23 protein-coding genes are annotated in these 22,078 nt (G+C 56.2%); 22 read left to right on the top strand and 1 reads right to left on the bottom strand.

All coding sequences use genetic code 11. The annotated features are described in order from the left end of the window. The 15 genes from fgIL (at position 1) to AB5Y73_RS17420 (ending at position 13,132) form a co-directional block, all read left to right on the top strand. Positions 1–1,107, top strand: coding sequence for a lateral flagellar basal body P-ring FlgIL (gene fgIL, locus AB5Y73_RS17350; RefSeq protein ID WP_047438683.1), 1,107 nt, complete (start codon positions 1–3; stop codon positions 1,105–1,107). An 8-nt stretch (positions 1,108–1,115) separates the two neighbouring features. Further along, positions 1,116–1,514, top strand: a complete 399-nt coding sequence (locus AB5Y73_RS17355) for a rod-binding protein (protein ID WP_019444809.1) — start codon at positions 1,116–1,118, stop codon at positions 1,512–1,514. Beyond that, positions 1,514–2,857 carry a lateral flagellar hook-associated protein LfgK gene (gene lfgK / locus AB5Y73_RS17360; RefSeq protein ID WP_047438681.1) on the top strand — a complete coding sequence of 448 codons (1,344 nt, stop codon included), beginning with the start codon at positions 1,514–1,516 and terminating at the stop codon, positions 2,855–2,857. The genes AB5Y73_RS17355 and lfgK overlap by 1 nt, the downstream gene beginning before the upstream one ends. A gap of 11 nt (positions 2,858–2,868) precedes the next feature. After that, entirely contained in the window at positions 2,869–3,768 is a 900-nt protein-coding gene (gene lfgL, locus AB5Y73_RS17365) for a lateral flagellar hook-associated protein LfgL (RefSeq protein ID WP_201905132.1), read from the top strand. A 14-nt stretch (positions 3,769–3,782) separates the two neighbouring features. Further along, positions 3,783–4,790 carry a hypothetical protein gene (locus tag AB5Y73_RS17370; RefSeq protein WP_234829625.1) on the top strand — a complete coding sequence of 336 codons (1,008 nt, stop codon included), beginning with the start codon at positions 3,783–3,785 and terminating at the stop codon, positions 4,788–4,790. Positions 4,791–5,040: 250 nt separating this feature from the next. After that, positions 5,041–6,198: a flagellin gene (locus AB5Y73_RS17375; protein WP_088868315.1), complete on the top strand. Its 1,158-nt coding sequence runs from the start codon at positions 5,041–5,043 to the stop codon at positions 6,196–6,198. A 121-nt stretch (positions 6,199–6,319) separates the two neighbouring features. Further along, a complete protein-coding gene (lafB, locus tag AB5Y73_RS17380) occupies positions 6,320–7,606 on the top strand; it encodes a lateral flagellar capping protein LafB (RefSeq protein ID WP_201907820.1) in 1,287 nt (428 codons plus the stop codon). Positions 7,607–7,654: 48 nt separating this feature from the next. After that, positions 7,655–8,047, top strand: coding sequence for a lateral flagellar export chaperone LafC (gene lafC / locus AB5Y73_RS17385; protein WP_005336195.1), 393 nt, complete (start codon positions 7,655–7,657; stop codon positions 8,045–8,047). A 59-nt stretch (positions 8,048–8,106) separates the two neighbouring features. Next, positions 8,107–8,508 (top strand): LafX, encoded by a 402-nt coding sequence (locus tag AB5Y73_RS17390; RefSeq protein WP_231560925.1) that lies wholly within the window; start codon positions 8,107–8,109, stop codon positions 8,506–8,508. A gap of 47 nt (positions 8,509–8,555) precedes the next feature. After that, complete coding sequence (locus tag AB5Y73_RS17395; RefSeq protein ID WP_320661223.1) at positions 8,556–9,611, top strand: flagellar hook-length control protein FliK; 1,056 nt, start codon at positions 8,556–8,558, stop codon at positions 9,609–9,611. A gap of 71 nt (positions 9,612–9,682) precedes the next feature. Continuing rightward, positions 9,683–10,105 carry a lateral flagellar basal body-associated protein LafF gene (gene lafF, locus AB5Y73_RS17400; protein WP_269428984.1) on the top strand — a complete coding sequence of 141 codons (423 nt, stop codon included), beginning with the start codon at positions 9,683–9,685 and terminating at the stop codon, positions 10,103–10,105. Between the two features lie 7 nt (positions 10,106–10,112). After that, positions 10,113–10,829: a lateral flagellar system RNA polymerase sigma factor LafS gene (gene lafS / locus AB5Y73_RS17405; RefSeq protein WP_106843499.1), complete on the top strand. Its 717-nt coding sequence runs from the start codon at positions 10,113–10,115 to the stop codon at positions 10,827–10,829. Between the two features lie 50 nt (positions 10,830–10,879). After that, positions 10,880–11,737: a lateral flagellar motor stator protein LafT gene (gene lafT / locus AB5Y73_RS17410; protein WP_019444796.1), complete on the top strand. Its 858-nt coding sequence runs from the start codon at positions 10,880–10,882 to the stop codon at positions 11,735–11,737. Next, a complete protein-coding gene (lafU, locus tag AB5Y73_RS17415; RefSeq protein WP_106843500.1) occupies positions 11,737–12,684 on the top strand; it encodes a lateral flagellar motor protein LafU in 948 nt (315 codons plus the stop codon). Before lafT ends, lafU begins: the two co-directional genes overlap by 1 nt. Next, positions 12,671–13,132: a hypothetical protein gene (locus AB5Y73_RS17420; protein ID WP_106843501.1), complete on the top strand. Its 462-nt coding sequence runs from the start codon at positions 12,671–12,673 to the stop codon at positions 13,130–13,132. Before lafU ends, AB5Y73_RS17420 begins: the two co-directional genes overlap by 14 nt. Here AB5Y73_RS17420 and AB5Y73_RS17425 read toward each other — a convergent pair. Then, entirely contained in the window at positions 13,065–14,039 is a 975-nt protein-coding gene (locus AB5Y73_RS17425; RefSeq protein WP_234829626.1) for a lytic transglycosylase domain-containing protein, read from the bottom strand. The genes AB5Y73_RS17420 and AB5Y73_RS17425 overlap by 68 nt on opposite strands. Positions 14,040–14,716: 677 nt before the next feature. Here AB5Y73_RS17425 and mraZ point away from each other — a divergent pair. The 7 genes from mraZ to mraY are packed head-to-tail and all read left to right on the top strand — an operon-like array spanning position 14,717 to position 22,076. Continuing rightward, positions 14,717–15,175, top strand: coding sequence for a division/cell wall cluster transcriptional repressor MraZ (mraZ, locus tag AB5Y73_RS17430; protein WP_013723406.1), 459 nt, complete (start codon positions 14,717–14,719; stop codon positions 15,173–15,175). Next, on the top strand, positions 15,176–16,114 hold the full coding sequence (gene rsmH, locus AB5Y73_RS17435) for a 16S rRNA (cytosine(1402)-N(4))-methyltransferase RsmH (RefSeq protein WP_181497033.1): 939 nt from the start codon (positions 15,176–15,178) through the stop codon (positions 16,112–16,114). It begins immediately after the preceding gene. Between the two features lie 3 nt (positions 16,115–16,117). Beyond that, on the top strand, positions 16,118–16,432 hold the full coding sequence (ftsL, locus tag AB5Y73_RS17440) for a cell division protein FtsL (protein WP_005336166.1): 315 nt from the start codon (positions 16,118–16,120) through the stop codon (positions 16,430–16,432). After that, entirely contained in the window at positions 16,429–18,183 is a 1,755-nt protein-coding gene (locus AB5Y73_RS17445) for a peptidoglycan glycosyltransferase FtsI (RefSeq protein WP_005336163.1), read from the top strand. Before ftsL ends, AB5Y73_RS17445 begins: the two co-directional genes overlap by 4 nt. Next, the gene (gene murE, locus AB5Y73_RS17450) at positions 18,116–19,648 is read left to right on the top strand and encodes a UDP-N-acetylmuramoyl-L-alanyl-D-glutamate--2,6-diaminopimelate ligase (protein ID WP_181497034.1); all 1,533 of its coding nucleotides are present in this window, start codon (positions 18,116–18,118) and stop codon (positions 19,646–19,648) included. The genes AB5Y73_RS17445 and murE overlap by 68 nt, the downstream gene beginning before the upstream one ends. Beyond that, positions 19,645–21,000: a UDP-N-acetylmuramoyl-tripeptide--D-alanyl-D-alanine ligase gene (gene murF / locus AB5Y73_RS17455; RefSeq protein WP_181497035.1), complete on the top strand. Its 1,356-nt coding sequence runs from the start codon at positions 19,645–19,647 to the stop codon at positions 20,998–21,000. Before murE ends, murF begins: the two co-directional genes overlap by 4 nt. Beyond that, the gene (gene mraY / locus AB5Y73_RS17460) at positions 20,994–22,076 is read left to right on the top strand and encodes a phospho-N-acetylmuramoyl-pentapeptide-transferase (protein WP_005355120.1); all 1,083 of its coding nucleotides are present in this window, start codon (positions 20,994–20,996) and stop codon (positions 22,074–22,076) included. The genes murF and mraY overlap by 7 nt, the downstream gene beginning before the upstream one ends. The last annotated feature ends 2 nt before the right edge of the window (positions 22,077–22,078 follow it).

Raw genomic sequence — 22,078 nt, forward strand, 5'->3', positions numbered from 1 at the left:
ATGAACAGATGGTTTATCGCCCTGCTGTGTCTCTGCTTGCCCTGGGTTAGTCAGGCTGCCGCACCGGCCAAACGAGCCTTGCTGGATATTGCCGATGTGCAGGGGCTGAGAACCAACCAGCTGGTGGGTTATGGTCTGGTGGTCGGTCTCTCCGGGACCGGTGACAAAAGCCAGGTCAAATTTACCGGCCAATCCATGGCCAACATGCTCAAGCAGTTTGGCGTGCAGTTACCGGACGATCTCGATCCCAAGCTCAAGAACGTGGCAGCCGTTTCGGTCCAAGCCACGCTACCAGCCTTGGCTGGCAAGGGGCAGTTGCTCGATGTAACCGTGACTTCCATTGGTGATGCCAAGAGTCTGCGTGGCGGTTCTCTGTTGCTGACCCCCCTGCGTGGTATCGACGGTGAAGTCTATGCCGTGGCGCAGGGCAATCTGGTTGTCGCCGGGGTGAAAGCGGAAGGGCAATCCGGTTCATCGGTCACGATTAACGTGCCGACAGCCGGGATTATCCCCAATGGCGCCACCATCGAGCGAGAGGTGGTAAGCAATTTTGCCGAAAAGCCGGAAGTGACTCTCAATCTGCACCAACCCAACTTCAAGACCGCGCGCAATGTGGAGCGAGCCATCAACCATCAGCTGGGGCCGGTTGCCCGCGCGGTGAGTGCCGGGCGGGTTCAGGTTGCTGCTCCCAGGGACGAGAGTCAGCGCATCGCGTTTATGGCACTGTTGGAAGATATAAAGGTGGATCCGGGTCAGGAGCGGCCGAAGGTGGTCTTCAACAGTCGAACCGGTACTGTGGTGATGGGGCAGGGGGTCAAGGTTCACAAAGCTGCCGTCAGTCATGGCAGTCTGACGGTGACCATTGGCGAGAGTCAGACGGTCAGTCAGCCCAACGCCTTCTCCAATGGGCAGACCACCACGACCCCCAACTCCAAGATCCAGGTCGATCGGGAACGTAACAACATGTTTGTCTGGCCGGATGGCACTTCCTTGGAAGTGATCGTCAAGGCTGTCAATTCACTCGGGGCAACCCCCGATGATGTCATGGCCATCTTGCAAGCGCTCAATGAGGCTGGCGCCCTCGAAGGTGAGCTGGTGGTTATCTAAGGACTATCATGACCAGAATTAGCTCGGATCCCGGTTTTTATCAGGATCTCAATGAATTGCAGCAAATCAAAAGCAACCCGGATCAGCGTGCCGCGCTGGATGCTGCAGCCGGTCAGTTTGAAGTCAGTTTTCTGCAAACCGTGCTCAAACATATGCGCTCGGCGACGGATGCCCTGCAGGATGAGGACGACAAGATTATCAAGGGGCAATCCCTCTATCGCGATATGTATGACAGCCAGTTGGCGATGAGCATGGTCAAACGTGGTGGCATCGGTCTGCGGGAGCAGATGGTCAACCAGCTGGCTCCGTCATTAAAGAATCCGGACGGGGTGGTCGCTTCAGAGCAGCAGACCCTGGCTGCGTTCAGCCAGCCTCTCAACTCGGTAAAAATGAAGAAGGTTGACTGATGTCACTGCTCAATATCGGCGCCAGCGGACTAAATGCAGCCCAGATTGCATTGAACCTGACCGCCCAGAATATCGCGAACGTTAATACCATCGGGTATAGCCGTCAGGAAGCCATGATGGGCAGTCTGTCCGGTTTCGGGCGGTTGGATAATGGTGCCGGTGTCGAGGTGACAGGGGTACGCAGGGTAACGGATGACTATCTGGTTGCTCAACACTGGCGTAGCCGTTCGGCCACCGGTTCTTCTTATGCCTTTCATCAGTACATCAATACGACAGAGCAGTTGCTGGGCAGTGAGTCGATGAATATCGCAAAAGGGCTCGACAGCTTTTTTGCCTCGCTCAGTGCTGCGCTCGACAGTCCGGAAACCCCGGCACAGCGCAGCCAGATCGTCAGCTCGGCTGGGGCGCTCGCCAACCGCTTTACCCAGCTGGACGAGAGCCTGGTTACCCAGGAAAAACAGATCGACGATCAGTTGAGCAGCACTGTTTCCCAAGTGAACAGCTACCTGTCACAACTGGCCGAATTGAATGTCCAGATTGGCGATCAAGCAGCCAAGGGAGTCAATACCTCAGCGCTGGAAGATAGTCGCGAACAGGTTGTTCGTGAGTTGTCGACCTATATGGAAGTGCGGGTAAATCGTCAGAGTGACGGCGCTTTCGCGATCAGCCTGCCGCAAGGACAGCCGCTGGTGTTGGGGGGAAGCAGCAGTACTCTCGCGCTTGCTGGCGATAAACTCAGCCTCGCTTTCGGTGGTCAGACGTTTGAAGTTCCTAAATTGCACGGTGGTTCGCTGGCGGGTGTGATGGATTATCGCACCACAGTATTGCGACCGACCAGAGAGGCGCTGAATCAGATAGCGGGCAAGCTCGCAAAGGATTTCAATGATAAACAGGCCGGTGGTTTTGACCTTCATGGAGTAACCGGGAAACGGCTATTCGCTTTTGACGAAACAAAAGATATCCATGGTAACTACATCAATGCGTTGGGAACATTGCGGGTGGCTGATGGTTTTACCGGAGACGACCTGGCTTTTGCCAAGGCCGGTGGTGGCAAGGGCGATAACCGCAACCTGCAGGACCTGCTGACGATAAAAAATGGCCAATACGATGCCTATAGTGCCCTGCTTGGCAAGATGGCGGTGCAGAGCGGGCAGGCGAAAGCGAGCATGCAGGCCGATGCCAATATGGAAAAACAGATGGCGGCCAAGCTGAGCAGTGTCAGCGGGGTGAATACCGATGAGGAAGGGGTGAAAGTGATGGCTTACACCAAGGCTTATCAGGCCAATGCCAAGGTGATCAGCACCTCGGAACAACTCTTCAATTCCATTCTGAATATGTTCTGAGGAGGGTGACCATGCGCATCAGTACCAACCAGATCCAGCTCAGCATGCTAGACAACTTGCAGCATGGCTTCGGTGAATATGCCCGGCTTGATCGCCAAATCTCCACGCAAAAACGCATTCTTCAGCCCTCTGATGATCCTGTTGGTAGTGTGCAACTGCTGGGCTTGCAGAAAGAGCAGGTGGCAATGGCGCAGTACCAGAAAAATATTGCCAACGCCAAGAGCCAGCTCTCTCAAGGGGAACTGCAGTTTGAAACCATGACCAACATGCTGATGCGGTTGCGGGAGTTGACCCAGACAGCTGCAACAGGCTCTTTGTCGGATGCGGATCGTAAAGCGGTAGCCAGCGAGGTCGCCATTATCAAGGATGGTCTGCTGGATCTGGCCAATGCGCGTAACGAGAGTGGCTCCAGCCTCTTTACCGGTAGCAAGGTTGATCAGACTGCATTGGTAAAGCAGGCGAGTGGTGACTACAGCTACCAGGGGGACAATCTGGTGCGTGAGGTCAGTATTGCAAACGGCGTCACTGTGGGCTTGAACCAGACGGCTGACCAGCTGTTTCTGAAGCCTGACGATTTTTTCAAACGACTCGATAGCATGGTGACGGCAATTAATGACGCAGCACCTGACGCCGTCGATCAAGCCCGAGCCATGCTCGGCCGCAGCCAGATGCTGCAAGATAGTATCAGCCAGGCGGTGAGCACGATTGGTGCCCGGATCAATCTGCTGGATCAGATTGACGAGAGCCATGCCGAGAAAGGTGTCTATAGCAAGGAAGTGAGCAACCAGATAGAGTCGCTGGATTATGCCGAGGCCGCGACCCGACAGGCCCATGTCCTGATGGCATTGCAGGTGCAACAGCAAGCTTTTGCCAAGGTTAATGGCCTTAGCCTGTTCAACTACATGCCGTAACGAGCAGAGGAGTCATGATGCAGATCCAGCAAACCCGTCTTGGGGGCGTTGCCGAGGCGCAGGCAAAGCCCAAGTTGCAGGGCCGCGCAACTGCACAGGCTCACACTCCGGAAAATCGAAAGCAGAACGAGCGCCACCCCAATATTATCCGGATGGACAGATGGGCCCTGATCGGCGCAGCGCAACAGCGCATTGCCCATGCTCAGGGTGGGGAACAGGCACTCAATCAGGTTTGGGGTGAATTGAAGCGGCTGGAACGCCAGTTGGGTCAGCGTGAGCTGGCCAGCAGTGACGTTGCCAACCGCTTAAAAATGCTGGAAGAGAAAGTCACCCAACCAAGAGGCCCTTTGACTGACGAGCTCAAGCCCAGACTTCTTGCGTCACCTCAGGAACTGCGCACCCGGTTCAGTGCCGAGCATCTGGATTTATTAAGCGCCAAAAATAGCACTGAGCGACTGGTGTTTTCTTTCCCCCAAAGCAGTAGTGCGGTGGAGGTGACCATCCCGGCCGGAGCACGAGAGGGGGAGGTCGCAACCATACTCGATCGGGCGCTGCGTAAAGAGCATATCCGGGCTCGGCTGAATGAGTTGGGCAAGCTGGAGCTCTCTGTCGCGGAACCTCATCGTCGCAAACTGGATGAGCCGGTACTGATCCGGGGCGAGGGGATTCGTATCCCGGCAGGCAACCCGATCCCGGTGCAGTTCAAGCCCAGGGCCGGAGCGCTGACTCACATGGCCGAAGGGATTGCCAAAGGGGAGATCCGTCAGGAGCGGCAGCGGCTGCAAAAAGTACTTGGCGAGATTGAGCAATCGGTTCGGGAGTTGAAACAGTTTCGCCAGAAGATGGTGCTGCAACTGGACAAGGTCAAGGCTCGCAGTCAGAACCTGAAACAGGAGGAGCTGGCACAGTTGCAATCCTCTCTGGCCGCCCGCCTCTCACAAGGCGGCTATATGGGCACCATGTCCGGTCTGCTGGCGCAGGCCAACGTCACTCGGCAAGGGGTGGTTGCGTTACTCACTTGATAGCGCTGACCTGTCTCATCGTTAAAAAACCGCACAAGCTGACTTGTGCGGTTTTTTTATCTCTGTGATGCCCTCTTGTGCCTGTGACGAAGCGATCTGCTTGCGAGAACATTGTTGAGTACTGAACGGGGGGGCCAAGAGAAACTGCCGTTCAGCAAAAAAAGATTTAATTTTCACGACGCTGTGGTCGTTCTTCATTGGGGTCAACCCAAACGCTGCCTGTGGCAGCATCTATTTCGAGGAAACGAAAATGAGTCTGTCAATCCACACCAACTTTGCCGCCATGGTCACCCAGAATCAGCTGGCTTCAACCAACAAGCTGGCCAGCACTGCCATGCAGCGTCTGGGTACCGGTATGCGCATCAACTCTGCTGCTGACGATGCCGCTGGTCTGCAAATTGCTACCCGTCTGCAATCCCAGTCCAACAGCCAGAAAGTGGGGATGCGCAACGCCCAGGATGCCATCTCCATGATGCAGACTGCCGAAGGTGCCATGGACGAGATGACCAATATCGTTCAGCGCATGAAGGATCTGGCTACCCAGGCCGCCAACGGTACCAGCAGCGATAAAGATATCGCCGCCATGAACGCCGAATTTGGCGAGCTGACCAAAGAGCTGAAAAATATCGCCGGCAATACCACCTTCGGTGGTGAAAACCTGCTGGATAGCACCAATGGCAAATTTGCCAAGGGTAAGGTGACTTTCCAGATTGGCGGCACTGATAAAGAAACACTTACCGTAGATATTGGTGAAACCCTGAAGAAGGTTGTCGGTGGTGCCGCCATGAGCGCAACAGATACTGCGGCTTTTGCTGCAATGACTAGTCCGGAAAATGACCTGACAACTGCTCAGACTACGCTGCAGGACAAGCAGGGTGAATATGCACCTCTGAAGAAAAAGGAAGATGATGCCAAGCGAATCTATGATGCCGATACGACCAATGCCACTAACAAGAAAACTTGGGAAGATGCAAAAGGATTAGCCGACGCTAAAAATGCGGAAGTAGTTACTGCCCAGATCGCGGTTGAAGACAAGCAGAAAGCGTTGAATACGGTCTCTGCTGCTGCCATGACCGCTGGCTCCGGTTTGGACTCTGGCACCCTGAAATATGGTCTGCAGAGCCAGGAACACGCCCAGAAGGCCATCGGTGAGCTGGAATCCTTTATGCAGGATATCACCAGCGTACGTTCCGCTTTCGGTGCCAATATCAACCGTCTGGAGCACACCGTTAACAACCTCTCCAACATGAAAGAGAACACCGATATCGCCAAGGGCCGTATCATGGATGCCGATTTCGCCACCGAAAGCACCAACATGACCAAGAACCAGATGCTGATGCAAGCTGGCATGTCTGTGCTGGGTCAGGCAAACCAGATGACTGGTATGGTCACCGGTCTGCTGCGTTAATCGCTATAAGGGCCGCTACCTGTGTGGCGGCCTCTTTCCTTTCCCTTGCCGGTTGAAAAGTGCTGGCGAAACAGCCTTTTTCAACAAGCAAGTCTTGCCCTGATACCGAAGGAGTTGATATATGCAGGTCGATCCCGCTTCAGCCGCGATGAATATGGTGACCAATGAGCGCAAGAACATGGACAAGCTGCTCAAGGGGCAGCTAGCCAATGTCAAGGCGCAGCAGAGTTCGCTGTCATCCATTAACTCCAAACTCTCCAGCTTTCAGACTCTGCTGAAAGATTTGAACAAGCCGGCGGCGTTGCAGGCCCAGAAAGCCAGCCTCTCACAAGAGGGGATCATGACGGTCACCAGCAATGGCAAGGCGACCCCGGGGCAATATAACTTTGAGGTCAAGCAACTTGCACAGGCCCATCAGTTCGGGGTGCAACTGGCAGATGAAAAGGCGCTATTGCCAACCACCGGCAAAGTGTCGTTCACCCTTGATGGCAAGGCGTTTGCTATCGACTTGGCGACCTTGCCTGCGGGGGCGACAGCCCAGAGTCTGGTTTCTGCGATAAATGATTCGGCGGATAACCCTGGGGTCAAGGCAAGCCTGATCCGCACGGATGGCAAGGTTAACCTGGTGCTGACCAGCAAAGAGAGCGGAGTAGCCAAGGTGTTTACCCCCACCTATGATGGCGACCCGGCTTCAGCGTTCGGTAAGGCTTTTATCGATGGCAAGGTGATCACCCCGGGTCAGGACTCCATCATCAAGATGGGGGTTGGTGACGGTGCGCTGGAGATCAAGTCGCCGACCAACAAAATTGAAAACGTAGTTGAAGGGCTGACGCTGGATCTCACCAAGGTGCAAAAACCAACCGATGGTCCGATGCAGGTGACAGTGGCTTATGACAATGAAGCCGTCACCGGCTCATTGAAGAAATTTGTTGATAGCTATAACGAACTGCTGGATCTGCTGAACAAAGAGACATCCACCGATATCAAGGCAAAAGGCGTACTGGCTTCTGATGCTACGGTGCGAGGTTTGAAAGGTGCGCTGGCCAACGCGGTTCGCAATCTGCCTGCAGGCATGACCCTGACTCAGCTTGGTATCAAAACCGAGAAGTCGGGCAAGCTGGTGTTTAGTGACTCTGATTTCAAAAAATCGCTTGAGAAGGACCCTGAACTGCTCGGCAAGGCGCTGATGGGGGATGACGGTTTGCTCAAGCGGATGAGCAAGGTGCTCGATCCTTTCTCCAAGACCAATGGTGTGATGGCCACTCGCAAGAGCACATTGGAAGCCAATCAAAAGCGACTTGATGATAAAATGGAGTCGCTGAATAAACGGATGGAATCTGTTTACAAGCGTTACCTCAATCAATTCACCACCATGAACCAGATGATGCAGACCATGGGAGCACTGTAAGCTTTTCCCCTGGATGAACTGGTTTGAACCTGCAATAGCGAGTGACCCATGTTTGAATCTGAAGATGGCTATGATGCCTATCGATTTGCCGCCACAGAAGCCAAGGCCGCGAGTGCCGATCCATATCAGCTGGTGCTGATGTTGATGGATGGCTTGCTTGATGAGATAGCCAGAGCAGAAGGGCATATCTTGGCGAAACAGTTTGAGCGCAAAGGGTTGGCCATCAACAAGTGTCTGCAGATCCTGGGTGGGCTGGACAGTGCGCTTGATATGAATAAGGGGGGCGAACTGGCGGTCAATCTGCATCGTCTTTATGACTACTGCGGTCAAAAATTGTTCGAAATCAGCGTTTCCAACAATGTTGAGGGGTTCGCCGAAGTGCGCAAAATCCTGCAAGAGCTGAAAGAGGGTTGGGAAGCAATGGCGCGTCATCCTCGTTAATGCGGAAGTAGTACTTCCTTCCTCTCCGTTCTTCCTTACCCCCAACATATTGAAATTTCTTGGTTCTCGGTCTGGCCCACTCCTTGCTTGTGGGCTGGTTCATCTTCTTTTTGGGGCTCGTCATGTCAGGTATTGCTCCCGTGTTGCGTGAGACCGAACTGCAGACTCGCCAGCGTCAGTTATTGGGGTTGGGTACGCTCTTGCTGCAACAAGCGCAAGCTGGCCAGTGGGATGCAGTCAGGCTAACCGATGGGCGTTTCGCACAATTTGTCTCTCAAGTTAGCCGCAATCCCCAACTCTGGACTGCGTTGCAACCAGCAAGAGATAAAGCCCGAATTTTGTATCGACAGGCATTGCAACTCTGCGAGCAGGAGACCCAGGTTCGTAAACAGGAGTGGCAGCAGCTTTCTTCGATTCGTGAAGGTTTGACCGCCTACGGTGAGACAGAGCAATGGGATTGATTCAATTTAGCGGTTTTGACGCTGCGTATTCGCCTGATGTCACGGCCTTGAACCGTTTGTCCGGCCAAGCCGGTAGTGAAGGGGAGTTATATCAACCGCTGGATGAGGTGGCGGATCCTCTGGTTGCATTGCCCTTGCCCGAGCTGGCAGCCAGCGATGTTGCGGAAACAGAAAAAGAGATCGAACAGCCGGGGGCGGAAGGCGATCCGGCTGAACAGCTGCAAGCGTTTACCAATATGCCTCCTCTCTTTGTCAGAGTGAGTGATGCCGATCTTGATGGTTTTCGTTTAAGCAACGTTCAAGCCAGAGGCGAGAGTCATAGTGGTGGTGAGCTTGTCAGAGTGGACAGAGAAAAAAGTTGCCAGCCGCTGGTGGATAACAAATTGCCGCCCTCTCTTCGTGCCTTGATGGGGAGTGCGACCACGCTGCCCGAGCAAGAAGTGATGCCGCGTCGTGAAATGGTCTCTGCTGCTGCAGAACAGACGCTCTCTACGTTGCTTGCCAAATCAAATGGGCAAACCGGTGTATTGCCCGGCCGCTTCACCTTGCCGATTATGGCCGCTGGTCTCGATGCTGGAAATGTGCCTGATACCGCTGCGATAGAAAACAGGTTGCCAGATGCTCGCCAGCTGGCAGTCGGCCAACTCGCTGCTGTACCGCCGCGTCCTGCCGACTATCAGTGGGCTCCTGTCCGGTTGTCAGACAACCAGAGCCAGTGGGGACAGCAGCTGGTTAACCTGCTTCAGGACAAGGTTGAACTGCAGGTCAATCAACAGGTGAAACAGGCTCATATCCGGCTGGACCCGCCAGAGCTGGGGCGACTGGAGTTGACCGTCAAGCTCGATGGTGACCGGCTCAATGTCCAGTTGAACGTGACCAATCCGGCGGTGCGTGATGCGATGATCCAGTCGATGGAGCGCTTGCGCATGAGCCTGGCGCCCCATCATGCCGGCGGGGTCGAGGTCAATGTGGGACAGGGCGGCGAACAGGGACAGCAGGAGCGGTGGCAACAGGAGAAGATCCTGGCTGGCCGCCGCCAGTGGCAGGATGATCCGGACTCCCAATGGGATACGGTGCACGACTGGCTCAATACACTGGTCTGATTTTTAACCCGTAATAACGAGGGTGGTTTTACATTATGCGGCGTGTCATGAAGTGGTTGATGATATTCGTCATGGCTCTGTGTCTGTTGGCCATACTGGCCTATGGCGCATGGCTTAAGCGCGATGTGGTCGAAGTCTGGCTCGGATTGGCAGAGCCAAAGCCCGAGCTGAGCAGCACTCCGCTGTTCAAGCCGATGGAGCGCTTTGTCATCAGTCTGGAAGGGGGTGAACAGTCCCATTATCTGGTGCTGGAGCTGGCACTGGTGACCTACAACCCGGCGCAGGTTGCCAAGCTGGATGAACTGACACCACTGATCCGCAATGCCATGGTGCAGTATTTCAGCCACCGCTCCCATGATGACGTAAAAGTCGAGCTGCAGAATATTTCCAAGTTGCAGGTCTCTCTGCGCGACAAACTGGTCACTACGGTACAGGGATATGGCTACAAGCCCTATCTGGATGAAGTGCTGATAACCAAGGTGCTGGTACAGTAGCCACGATATGACTGATTCCGTTTGGGATGCTCAACAAGAGTTTGCCGATACTCCGCAACTTCCTCGCACGGGAGAGCCCGCCATTCTTGCTCGCTATCTGCCCTTGGTGAAGCGAGCTGCCAGCCATCTGCGCAGCCAGGTCAGTGCCTGTTTTGATCAGGAGGACATGGAACAGGTGGGAATGATGGGATTGCTGGAGGCGTGGCGCCGTTATGGCAGCGAGCCAGATGCCCAGTTTGAAAGTTATGCTTTCAAACGGATCCGTGGTGCCATGCTCGATGAGTTGCGCCGTCTGGACTGGCGACCCCGTCAGCTGCGACAGCAGGTGCATGGCCATAATCAGGTGCAGCGTGAACTGCACAATTGTTTGGGCCGACCCCCCTCAGAACAAGAACTTGCTACTGCGCTCGACTGTTCGGTGGATGAGGTGCGTCAGTTGTCCTACGCCAGCCAGGCTGAAGCACTGCAGAGCCTAGAAGAGTGGCTGGAGAATGGCGGCAAGGCGCCAACAACCGAGTCTGATGATGTCGATATGGCGATGACCATCAGCAAGGTGTTGGCCACTCTGGATAAACGCGAGCAGTTATTGCTTTCCCTCTATTACCAGCAAGAGCTCAACATGAAAGAGATCGCGCTGGTGCTGGGATTAACCGAATCCCGGGTTTGTCAGTTGCACAAACAATGCGTACTTCAGCTAAAGCAGCGATTGGTCGACTCCATATAGTAGTGCTTCACCTTTACTGGTGACCCTTCTTGTATCGTGCGGGAACATTCATGCAAAAACAGATTGGCATCGGCGTCATATTAGTGTGCGTGCTGGGTGGCTTCATGATGGCCGGGGGGAACCTCGCCGCCTTGTGGCAGCCAGCCGAACTCATCATCATTATCGGCGCAGCGGTAGGCTCCATGTTTCTTGGCAACTCGAAAGAGGTGATGCATGAAATGTGGCGGCAGATAAAAATGTGCTTCAAAGCCAACAAAGAAGAGAAAGAGGTCTATCGTGAGCTGTTGACTCTGATGCATCAACTGCTTGAAGAGACACGCAATAAGGGGATGAAGGCGCTCGACGAGCATATTGAAAATCCCCAGCAGAGCTCGGTTTTCTTGATGTATCCCCAGATTTCGGAAGATCCCCAACTGCTTGGTTTCATTATCGATAACCTGCGTCTGCTCGGAATGGGCAAGATCACACCCCATGAACTGGATACCGTGCTGGAGCAGGAGATTATGGCCATTGAAGAAGACATGCTCAAGCCTGCTCATGCCTTGCACAAAACCGGCGAGGCCTGCCCGGGCTTCGGCATTCTTGCTGCGGTGATGGGGATCATCATCACCATGCAGCAACTGGACGGCCCACTGAGCAATATCGGTGTCCATGTGGCGGCCGCTCTGGTGGGCACCTTTATCGGTATTTTCCTCTGCTACTGCTTGCTGGAGCCAATTAGCAATGCCATGGAAGAGATGGTCAAGCGCCGTATCGGTTTGTTGATGTGCATCAAGTCGATCCTGATTGCCCAGTTGCGTGGCAAGACACCGCTGCTTGCCGTCGATTCGGGTCGCAAGATCCTGGAGCCTGAAGTCAAACCAAGCTTCCTTGAGCTGGAAGATTGGGTGACCAACAGGGCGATGTAATGCGCAATCACGAACAGATTATCGTCAAGCGCCAGCAGCGTCGTAACAGCGGTCCCAAAGGGGGAGGCGCCTGGAAGGTGGCATTTGCCGACTTCACGTTGGCCATGATGGCGTTCTTCATGGTGCTTTGGATCCTCGCTGTGTCAAATCAGGAGGAGCGGGAAGTCGTTGCCAGCCGCCTGCGGGACTACAGCATCATGGACAGTGAGGCCAACCCGTTTGATATTCGCAACAGCCCCTATCCTGTCGATCTCGGTGGCAACCCCTCTGTGATGGATGAGCTTAACCCCAAGTTCGATCAGCAGGGTCAGCTGATGCCAAAGCATATGGATCGTAATCAGAGCATTTTTTCTGATGGTCCGGGCGGCGGGTATGAAAAGCTGTTGATAGGTAAGCTTGAGGGTGAGGCTCAGATGAAGCAGCTGGCCAGCTTTATCGACCATCTTGCTGAGCAGATGCAGGCGAAGAATAACCTCGAGATTCAAATTGTTCCCCAAGGATTGCGGATCCTGATCCGTGATGACGCGGATCGGGAAATGTATAGCCGCGGCAGTGCCCGTATCAGCCCTTTCTTTCGCCATATGTTGATGGCGCTGGCACCCATATTCCAGCGTATCGAGAATCGGGTCATGATTTCTGGCCATACCGACAGCACACCGTTTGCCGGTGACAATTACAGCAACTGGGAGCTGTCGTCAGACCGCGCCATGATGGCAAGACGGGTGTTGCTGGTGGGTGGCATGCCACCTGAACGGGTCGGGCAGGTTGTCGCGATGGCCGATACCATGCTGGAAGATACCCGGAATCCGCAAAGCAGCCGTAATCGGCGCATTGAATTGCTGGTCATGACAACTCAGGCAGAAACGAATCTGGAGCAACTTTTCAGCTCCCAAACGCAAGCGGCAGCTAGTCATGCCAAGGAGATGATTTCCCATGGACGACCCTGAGATCGAGTTTCCGCTGCATACCTCGCAAAATGATCCACGCAGAAAGGTACCGCGCTGGTATCTGCACGATGGAACTACGCCTTTTGAGTCACAGAGTTGCGGGATTGCGGCCAGATTGCTGATTTCCGGATTGCTGTTTGATAAGAGCATCGGCCGCGCAGTGATCAAAGATATTGGCCCGGGCGGGGTCGGTTTCCTTGCTCCGGCTCGATTTGAATTACCCGAAACGGTGACGCTCTCCCTGTTGCCGCGAATTGCGCTGGATTGCAACATCACTCATCGTCGCGCTATTGGTCGGCAGCTCTGCTTTTATGGTGCTCGCTGGTCATATCCGGAAGAGGTTGATTTGGCTCCTGTACTGAGCCATTGGCGCCACTGTTTCATGGTGCCGCAATCAGCGGCCGCTTCTGCTGAATCCCAAGAGGATCAGGCAAGCGTTCCAGTCTGATCTCGCCTCGACTCATATCAAGCCCCCTGGCAGCTTTCAGCAACAGGGGATCATGCAGACTGTCCAGTGAGACCGCTTTGACAATGGCGGTCGCCCCTTTCTTCCGGTTGGCGGTGGGGGCTTTGCCCTTGCTATAGACGATAGGGCAATGGGTTATCCCTTGCGCGACAGGGAGTTGCCAGGCCGGATTCCAGCGGCTGGCTTCATTCATTGATACGCCTTTTGCCTGAGCCCACGCGGGCAGTGAGCAGCCGTTCGGATGACGGAATATTTGCAAGTCATTGCCGCTGTGCCATGGCGGAAGTTGAAACTGATAGCTGTCAGCCATATCAAGCAGTCTTGCCAGCGCAACAAAGCGCGCGACATAAACGCGTGTTTCAGTCGGAAGTTCCAGTTCCCATATATTACGTGTCCCCGCTTTTAAAACCGCATTGAGTACCCGCCCTTCTCCTGCGTTGTAGGCGGCCATAGCAAGCAGCCAGTCATTGCCAAAGAAGCGATAAAGCCATGCCAGATAGGAAAGGGCAGCCTCTGTCGCCAATGGCAGTGAATAGCGCCCATCAAATTCGCTGGTGATGGGAATGGCAAATCGGGTGGCGGTATCTGGCATCAGCTGCCAAGGGCCTGCGGCGCCAGCAGAAGAGACCACATCCAATCGGTAACTGCTTTCCAGTAAAGGAACAAAGGCAAGCAAGGGCGGCAGTTTGCGTTCGTGAACCTGTCCCGCGATCCAGCGAATAACGGGCTGTGTCTCCGCAAGACGTTGTTGGAGATAAGGGCGCTGCTTCAGTAGGAATTGTTGCTGCTGGCTGACCAAGTCGACCCCTTTTCCCTGGATCGGGATTGGGAAACCAGCTTGCCAGTGATAATTGTGATAAGCATGGCAAGATGTTGATATCATTAACATCCCACTCATTAGCAAAAAAACGAGCCGGGTCATGGGGCAATTGTTGAGCAAGGATCGCGCAATAATAAAAACATGATATATCTCAACAGTTTTTTGAATTTAAGGTCGTCTGATCATGTGTAATCCAGGACGTAGCAAGCATGATAACACGAGTAAAAAAGAGCCCAAATTCGGGTAAAGCGATTCAGAAGTTTTTGCTGTATCTGATACTCGCCAATTTCATTCTGATGGGCTTATACATTGGTTACGCTCAAGAGCTGACATTTGCCACCAATATTCTGCTGACATCCCTGCTGATTATTTACAATCTGTTGCTTTGTCAGTTGGTGTCTCTGCGTGCTCGCCGTTCGAAAGATGGTTACATCATCTATCCAGTGATATGTGTCAGTATTTTGCTCTGTGCAGTGGTATTGTTCCGTTTCATCATATCGCCCAGATAGTGACCGCTCACCGACTTGCTGCTTATTAATCACTTTCTGTTTTTTCAGCAATAACTCTTGGAAAATCAACCTACTCAATCCGCAGCATGCAATTGCTGCGTCAATATGTTCCCTCTGTCCCATCTCCTTGCTTGAAAAGCCCCCTGCACGTCCTTAAACTTCAAGGTGGGGAAAAGTGGATCAAAGTGGTTTTTAGAGGGGCAATCTGCCTGCTCACTCACCTTCAGGGACTGCAATTTGTTGCGTGGCGCTCATGCCATCAGCCTGGACAGTAAAGGGCGGCTGGCAATTCCGACCAAATTCCGTGATTGGCTGCGCGACGAAAGCGACGGCCAGCTGGTCTGCACCATCGATATTGCCCATCCCTGTCTGCTGCTTTATCCCCTGAATGAATGGGAAGAGGTCGAGCGCAAGCTCAAGACTCTCTCCAGCATGAATCCGCAAGAGCGCCGTTTGCAGCGTCTGCTGCTGGGACATGCAACCGAATGCGAGCTGGATGGCAATGGCCGTCTGCTGCTCAGTCAGCCACTGCGCAACCATGCGGGGCTGGACAAGAAAATCATGCTGGTGGGCCAGCTCAACAAGTTTGAGTTGTGGGATGAAGCCCGCTGGCAACAACAGGTCAATGACGACATCTTGGGTCTGCCCGGGGACGATTGGGCAAGCTCACCACGACTACAGGATTTCTCTTTATAAATGACCCAAGCCGCTGAACACATCACAGTGCTGCTGCACGAAGCCGTTGAAGGTCTGGCCATCAAGCCGGACGGTGTCTACGTCGACGGTACTTTTGGCCGTGGTGGTCATTCTCGTCTGATCCTGCAGCACCTTGGCCCCAATGGCCGCCTGATCGCCATCGACCGCGATCCCCAGGCGATCGCCGAAGCGGCCAAGATCCAGGATCCCCGTTTCGAAATTGTGCACGGCCCCTTCTCCGGCATCGCCTCCTATCTCGATGAGCGCGGTTTGCTGGGCAAGGTGGATGGCTTCCTGCTGGATCTGGGGGTCTCTTCACCCCAGCTGGATGATGCCGAGCGCGGCTTCAGCTTTATGAAAGATGGTCCGCTCGATATGCGGATGGACCCCACCTCCGGTCAGAGCGCCGCCGAGTGGCTGGCCAAGGCCGATGTGGATGACATCGCCTGGGTGCTGAAGACCTTCGGTGAGGAGCGTTTTGCCAAGAAGATCGCCCGTGCCATCGTGCACGACCGGGTGACCGAGCCTTATGTGCGTACCCGCCAACTGGCGGAGATGATTGCCCGGGTCAATCCGAGCAAGGAGAAGGGCAAGCATGCGGCAACTCGCAGCTTCCAGGCCATTCGCATCTATATCAACAGCGAGCTGGACGAGATCGAAACCGCGCTCAACGGTGCGCTGGAAGTGCTGGCACCACATGGCCGTCTGTCGGTGATCAGCTTCCATTCGCTGGAAGACCGGTTGGTAAAGCATTTCATCCGCAAGCACGAGAAGGGGCCGGAAGTGCCTTACGGCATTCCGTTGACCGAGGCCCAGTTGGCAGGCGGTCGCAAATTGAAGTCGGTCGGCAAGGCGCTCAAGCCTTCTGATCATGAAATATCTGAAAACAGCCGGTCACGCAGCTCGGTGCTGCGGGTTGCCGAACGGTTGGCGGAGTAAGCGATGAGCGAAGTGCGTGTTCATCTGGCCAAGGAGATCGTTGCCGATCTCTGGCGGCACAAGCTGCAGATTTTTCTGTCGGTCGCCGTGCTGGTGACCGCGTTTGCCGTGATCCTGGTGACCAACATGACCCGTGGTCTGACGGCCAAGCAGAACGATCTGATGGCGGAAGAGGATCGCCTCAATATCGAATGGCGCCACCTGTTGCTGGAACAGGGCACCCTGGCTGAACACTCCCGGGTGGCGAGTCTGGCGATGGACAAGTTGCAGATGGGTCGTCCGCTGGTGACCACCGAGAAGGTAATTACCCAACCATGAAACGCAAGGCTACAGCCAAAGCTGCCAAAGCGAATGTCAAAGCGCCATCGATCTATCCGTGGCGCTTTCGCACGCTTGCGGTGTTTATCGGCATCGCGTTTGTGGGTCTGATCCTGCGTCTGGCCTGGATCCAGGTGATCAATCCGGATCGTCTGCGTCAGGAGGGTGACATGCGCTCCCTGCGTACCACCTCTACCCAGGCGGTGCGCGGCATGATCACCGATCGCAACGGCGAGCAGCTGGCGGTTTCGGTACCGGTCGAGGCGGTCTGGGCCGATCCCAAGACGGTGCATGAATCCGGGGCTATCAATAATGAGCGAGCCTGGCTGGCGCTCTCCGCCGTGCTCAAGCTCGACATCAATACCCTCAAGCATCGCATCGCCAACCCCAGCAAGCGCTTCGTCTATCTGCAGCGTCAGGTTACTCCTGCGGTGGCGGAATATATCAAGGGGCTCAAGCTGGGTGGCGTTTACCTGCGCCCCGAAGCGCGCCGCTTCTATCCGACCGGCGAGATCAGCGCCCATCTGGTGGGGGTGACCAACATTGATGGCAGCGGTATTGAAGGGATTGAGCGCAGCTACAACGAGTGGCTGACGGCGACACCCGGCGAAATGCGGGTACGAAAGGATCGTCAAGGTCGCGTCATCGAGCGGCTTGGCATCGTCAAAGAGGGCAAGAACGCCAACGATCTGCAGCTTAGTATCGATCAGCGGGTGCAGGCACTGGCCTACCGTGCCCTCAAGCGGGCAACCGACGAGAACAAGGCGACCTCCGGCTCCATGGTGATGCTGGATATCAAGACCGGTGAAGTGCTCGCCATGGTCAACACCCCCTCCTATAACCCGAACAACCGCGGCCAGTATCAGAGCTTCCGGGTACGCAACCGGGTGGTGACCGATACCTACGAGCCGGGTTCGACCGTCAAGCCATTGATTTTGCTCAGTGCCTTGCAGGCAGGTGTCACCAGCTGGAAAGATTTCATTCCCGGTGGTCCGCTCTTTATCGGTGCCAAGCAGATCAAGGACGTCAGTATCCACAAGGCGACCAACCTCTACGACATCCTGCGCTACTCCTCCAACATCGGTATGTCGCGTATCGCGCTGCGGATGCCGGCGCAGGAGATGATCAATACCCTCAGCATGTTCGGTTTCGGCATGGATACTGGCAGCGGGCTGATGGGCGAGAGCAGCGGCATGCTGCCCCAGCGTCGTCGCTGGTCCGATATCGAGCGAGCGACCCTCTCGTTCGGTTATGGTCTGCGAGTCACCCCGCTGCAGCTGGCTTCCGCCTACGCCACCCTGGCCAACAAGGGCAAACGGGTGCCGCTCTCCATCGTCAAGGTGACTACGCCGCCCAAGGGTGAGCAGGTGATTGATCACAACAACGCCGCTGCCATGTTGCAGGCGCTGGAGTATGTGGTCGACAACGCCATTCCAAAAGCCAAGATCCCGGGCTATCGGGTTGGTGGCAAGAGTGGTACCGCCAAGGTCGCCGTCGCCGGTGGCTATGGCAAGGATTACATGGCCTGGTTTGCCGGTTTCGCACCCGCCAGTGATCCCCGTTTCGTCATGGTGGTGGTGATCAACGAGCCAAAAGGCAGCGCCTATTATGGCGGCGCTGTGGCGACCCCACCGTTTGCAGAGGCCATGGGCGGGGTGCTGCAGCTCTTCAATATTCGTCCCGATGCGGTGCCGCCAGCGGTGCCCACCAAACTTGCCCGTACGGAGGCTTCTCTTGTCCCGCGCACTTGATGCATTACTGCGCCCCTTCGGTATCCAGGCGCCGGCGCTCACCTTGACCGATATCCAGCTGGATAGTCGGCGGGTTGGCCCCGGCTCGCTTTTCGTGGCCATTCGTGGTCATCAGGTGGATGGCAGACGGTTTATCGAACAGGCGGTGGCTCAGGGAGCGACCGCTGTTGTGTTTGAGGAGGATGGTGAATTTATCCCACCATCGACTCCGGTTCCCTGTATCGGGATGCGGGATCTGCCCGCTCACCTCTCTGCTCTTGCGGGCTATTTCTACGATCAGCCAGCCCAAAAATTGGATCTGGTCGGGATCACCGGCACCAACGGCAAGAGCACTACAGCGCTGCTGGTCGCCAACTGGCGCACCCTGCTGGGTGGCAAGGCGGGTGTGATGGGCACCATCGGCAACGGCCTGTTTGGCAATTTGATCGAAGCGGAAAATACCACCGGCAGTGCCGTGCAGGTGCAAGCCAATCTGGCTGCGCTGCAAGCGCAGGGGGCGGATCTGGTGGCTATGGAGGTCTCCAGCCATGGTCTGGTGCAGCATCGTGTTGCCGCACTGCCGTTTGCCGCTGCCGTTTTCACCAACCTGAGCCGGGATCACCTCGACTACCACGGCACCATGGAAGCCTATGGCGCGGCCAAAGAGCAGTTGCTGCAACTGGTCGATGAGTCGAATGCAGTGATCAACCGCGATGACGAGCTGGGTGCCAAGTGGCTCGAAAAGTACCCGGCAGCTGTGGCGTTCAGCGTTAATGGCCCGATTGAACACCATTCTGGCCGTCAATTAACGGCGCAGCAGCTCGATTTTCACCAGCAAGGTTTTCGCGCGCAGATTAACTCAAGCTGGGGGAATGGTGTATTATCCGCCCCCTTGCTCGGGCGCTTCAACGTCAGCAATGTGCTGGCCGCGATGGGCGTGATGCTGGTGCTTGGTTACGACTTCAACGAGCTGCTGGCAACTGCCCCGAAATTGCAGCCAGTGACCGGTCGCATGGAGTGTTTCGGCGGTGGCGATACGCCGCTGGCGGTGGTCGATTACGCCCACACCCCGGATGCGCTGGAGAAGGCGTTGCAGGCCCTGCGGGTGCACTGCACAGGCCAGCTCTGGTGCCTGGTCGGTTGTGGTGGCGACCGCGATCGCGGCAAGCGCCCCATGATGGCCGCCATGGCCGAGCAGTATGCGGATCGCGTGATCCTGACCGACGACAATCCCCGTACCGAGGAGCCGGCCCGGATCATGGCCGACATGGTGGCGGGTCTTCGCGATCCTGCTGCGGTGCAGGTGGAGCACGACCGGGTCAAGGCGATTGCGCTGGCCATCGGTCAGGCGAGCAAACAGGACATCATCCTGGTGGCCGGTAAGGGTCACGAGGATTATCAGATCATTGGAACCGACAAGCGGCACTACAGCGACCGGGAAACCGTCGCGGCCGCCTTGCACACATTATTGGAGTCATTCAAATGATGACCCTCAGGCTTGCCGAGCTGGCGCAGGTACTCGATGCCCGTCTGATTGGTGACGACGGCGAGATCACCGTCGTCAGTACCGACACCCGCACTTTGGGCGCGGGTGCCCTGTTCGTTGCTCTGCGCGGCGAGCGCTTCGATGCCCACGATTTTTGCGAGCAGGCCGTTCAGGCAGGGGCCTCTGCCCTGCTGGTCGAGCGTGAGCTGCCGCTGGCCATCCCCCAGCTGGTGGTGACCGACACTCTGAAAGGACTGGGCCGTCTCGGCAAACTGGTGCGTGAGCGCATCAACCCGAAAGTGCTGGCCATTACCGGCAGCTGCGGCAAGACCACGGTGAAGGAGATGGCAACCGCCATCCTGCGCAACGAAGGGGAAGTGCTGGCCACCGCTGGCAACTTCAACAACGAGGTGGGCGTGCCGCTCACCCTGCTGCGCCTCGAGCCGCAGCACAAGTTTGCGGTGATGGAGCTGGGTGCCAACCATCCGGGCGAGATCGCCTGGACTACCTCGCTGGCCAAACCCGATGCCGCCATCATCAACAACGTGGCGGCGGCCCATCTGGAGGGCTTCGGCTCGCTGGAAGGGGTGTTCCACGCCAAGAGCGAAATTTTTGAGGGGCTGAGCCAGGCTGGCACCGCCATCGTCAATGCCGACAACGAATTCTGGCCGAAGTGGCGGGAACGCGGCATTCAGTGCGCCTTCTCCATCGAAGATCAGAGCCAGCCGTTCCACGCGCGCAACCTTGTGCTCAACGAACAAGGCTGCGCCGAGTTCGTGATGGTGACCCCGCAGGGTGAGCTGAGCCTGACTCTGGCGATCCCGGGTCGCCACAACGTGGCCAACGCACTGGCTGCCGCCGCGGGCTGTCTGGCCCTCGGCGCATCCCTCGGCTCCGTCAAGGCGGGGCTGGAGCAGATGGCGCCGGTCAAGGGGCGCTTCTGCGTGCAGCGCTGGGGCGGTCTGACCCTGGTGGACGATACCTACAATGCCAGTGTGGAATCCGTGCTGGCGGGCATCGATGCCCTGACCGCCATGGGCGGCTTCAAGGTGCTGGTGTTTGGTGATATGCGGGAACTGGGTGAGGAGTCTGCCGAGCAACACGCCCGGGTTGGCCGTCATGCCCGCGAGCGCGGTCTGGATGCCGTGCTGACAGTGGGGGAAGAGAGTCGCCACACCGCAGATGCCGCGGTTGGCCGACATTTCGATAACAAGGCGTCGTTGTTTGAAGTGCTTGCGCAAATGATAAATACACATCAGGAAATTTCGATTCTGGTCAAGGGGGCACGTGGCTCCCGCATGGAAGATATCGTCGAGATGGTCAAAGACCGTCAGGAGTCAGCCACATGCTAGTCTGGCTGGCCGAACTGCTCACACCGCACTTCACCTTCTTCAACGTCTTCTCCTACCTGACGTTTCGCGCCATCCTGTCGATCATTACCGGACTGGGGGTTGCCCTCTGGATGGGGCCACGCCTGATCCGTCGCCTGCAGATCCTGAAATTCGGTCAAGTGATCCGCAACGACGGTCCCGAGTCCCACCTCAGCAAGCGGGGTACCCCGACCATGGGTGGCCTGATGATCATTGCTGCGATTTTCACGTCTGTGCTGCTCTGGTGCCGCCTCGACAACCCCTATGTCTGGCTGGTGCTGTTTGTGCTGGGTGCCTATGGCGCCATCGGCTTTGCCGACGACTACCTCAAGGTGGTGCGCAAGAATACCGACGGCCTGATCGCGCGCTGGAAGTATTTCTGGCAATCCGCGGTAGCGCTGGCGGTGGCGGTGTTCCTCTATGCGACCGCAACCCATGAGGGCCAAACCCAGCTGGTGGTGCCTTTCCTCAAGGATGTGATGCCGCAGCTTGGCTTGATGTTTATCGTACTGACCTACTTTGTCATCGTCGGCACCTCCAACGCGGTCAACCTGACCGACGGTCTCGACGGTCTGGCCATCATGCCGACCGTGATGGTGGCGGGGGGCTTTGCCCTGATCGCCTGGGCTACCGGTAACGTCAACTTTGCCAACTACCTGCACATTCCCTACGTGCCCTATACCTCCGAGCTGGTGATCGTCTGTACTGCCATCGTCGGCGCAGGTCTGGGTTTCCTCTGGTTCAACACCTATCCGGCGCAGGTCTTCATGGGGGACGTTGGTTCCCTGGCGCTGGGCGGCGCGCTCGGCACCATCGCCGTGCTGGTCCGTCAGGAGTTCCTGCTGGTGATCATGGGCGGCGTCTTCGTGATGGAGACCGTCTCGGTGATCCTGCAGGTGGGTTCCTACAAGCTGCGCGGCGTGCGGATCTTCCGCATGGCGCCGATCCATCACCACTACGAGAAGAAGGGCTGGCCGGAGCCGCGCGTCATTGTGCGCTTCTGGATCATTACCCTCGTGCTGGTGCTGCTGGGTCTTGCCACCCTGAAGGTGAGGTAAGG

Source organism: Aeromonas sp. s7(2024), from assembly GCF_040907825.1.
Taxonomy (GTDB): domain Bacteria; phylum Pseudomonadota; class Gammaproteobacteria; order Enterobacterales; family Aeromonadaceae; genus Aeromonas; species Aeromonas veronii.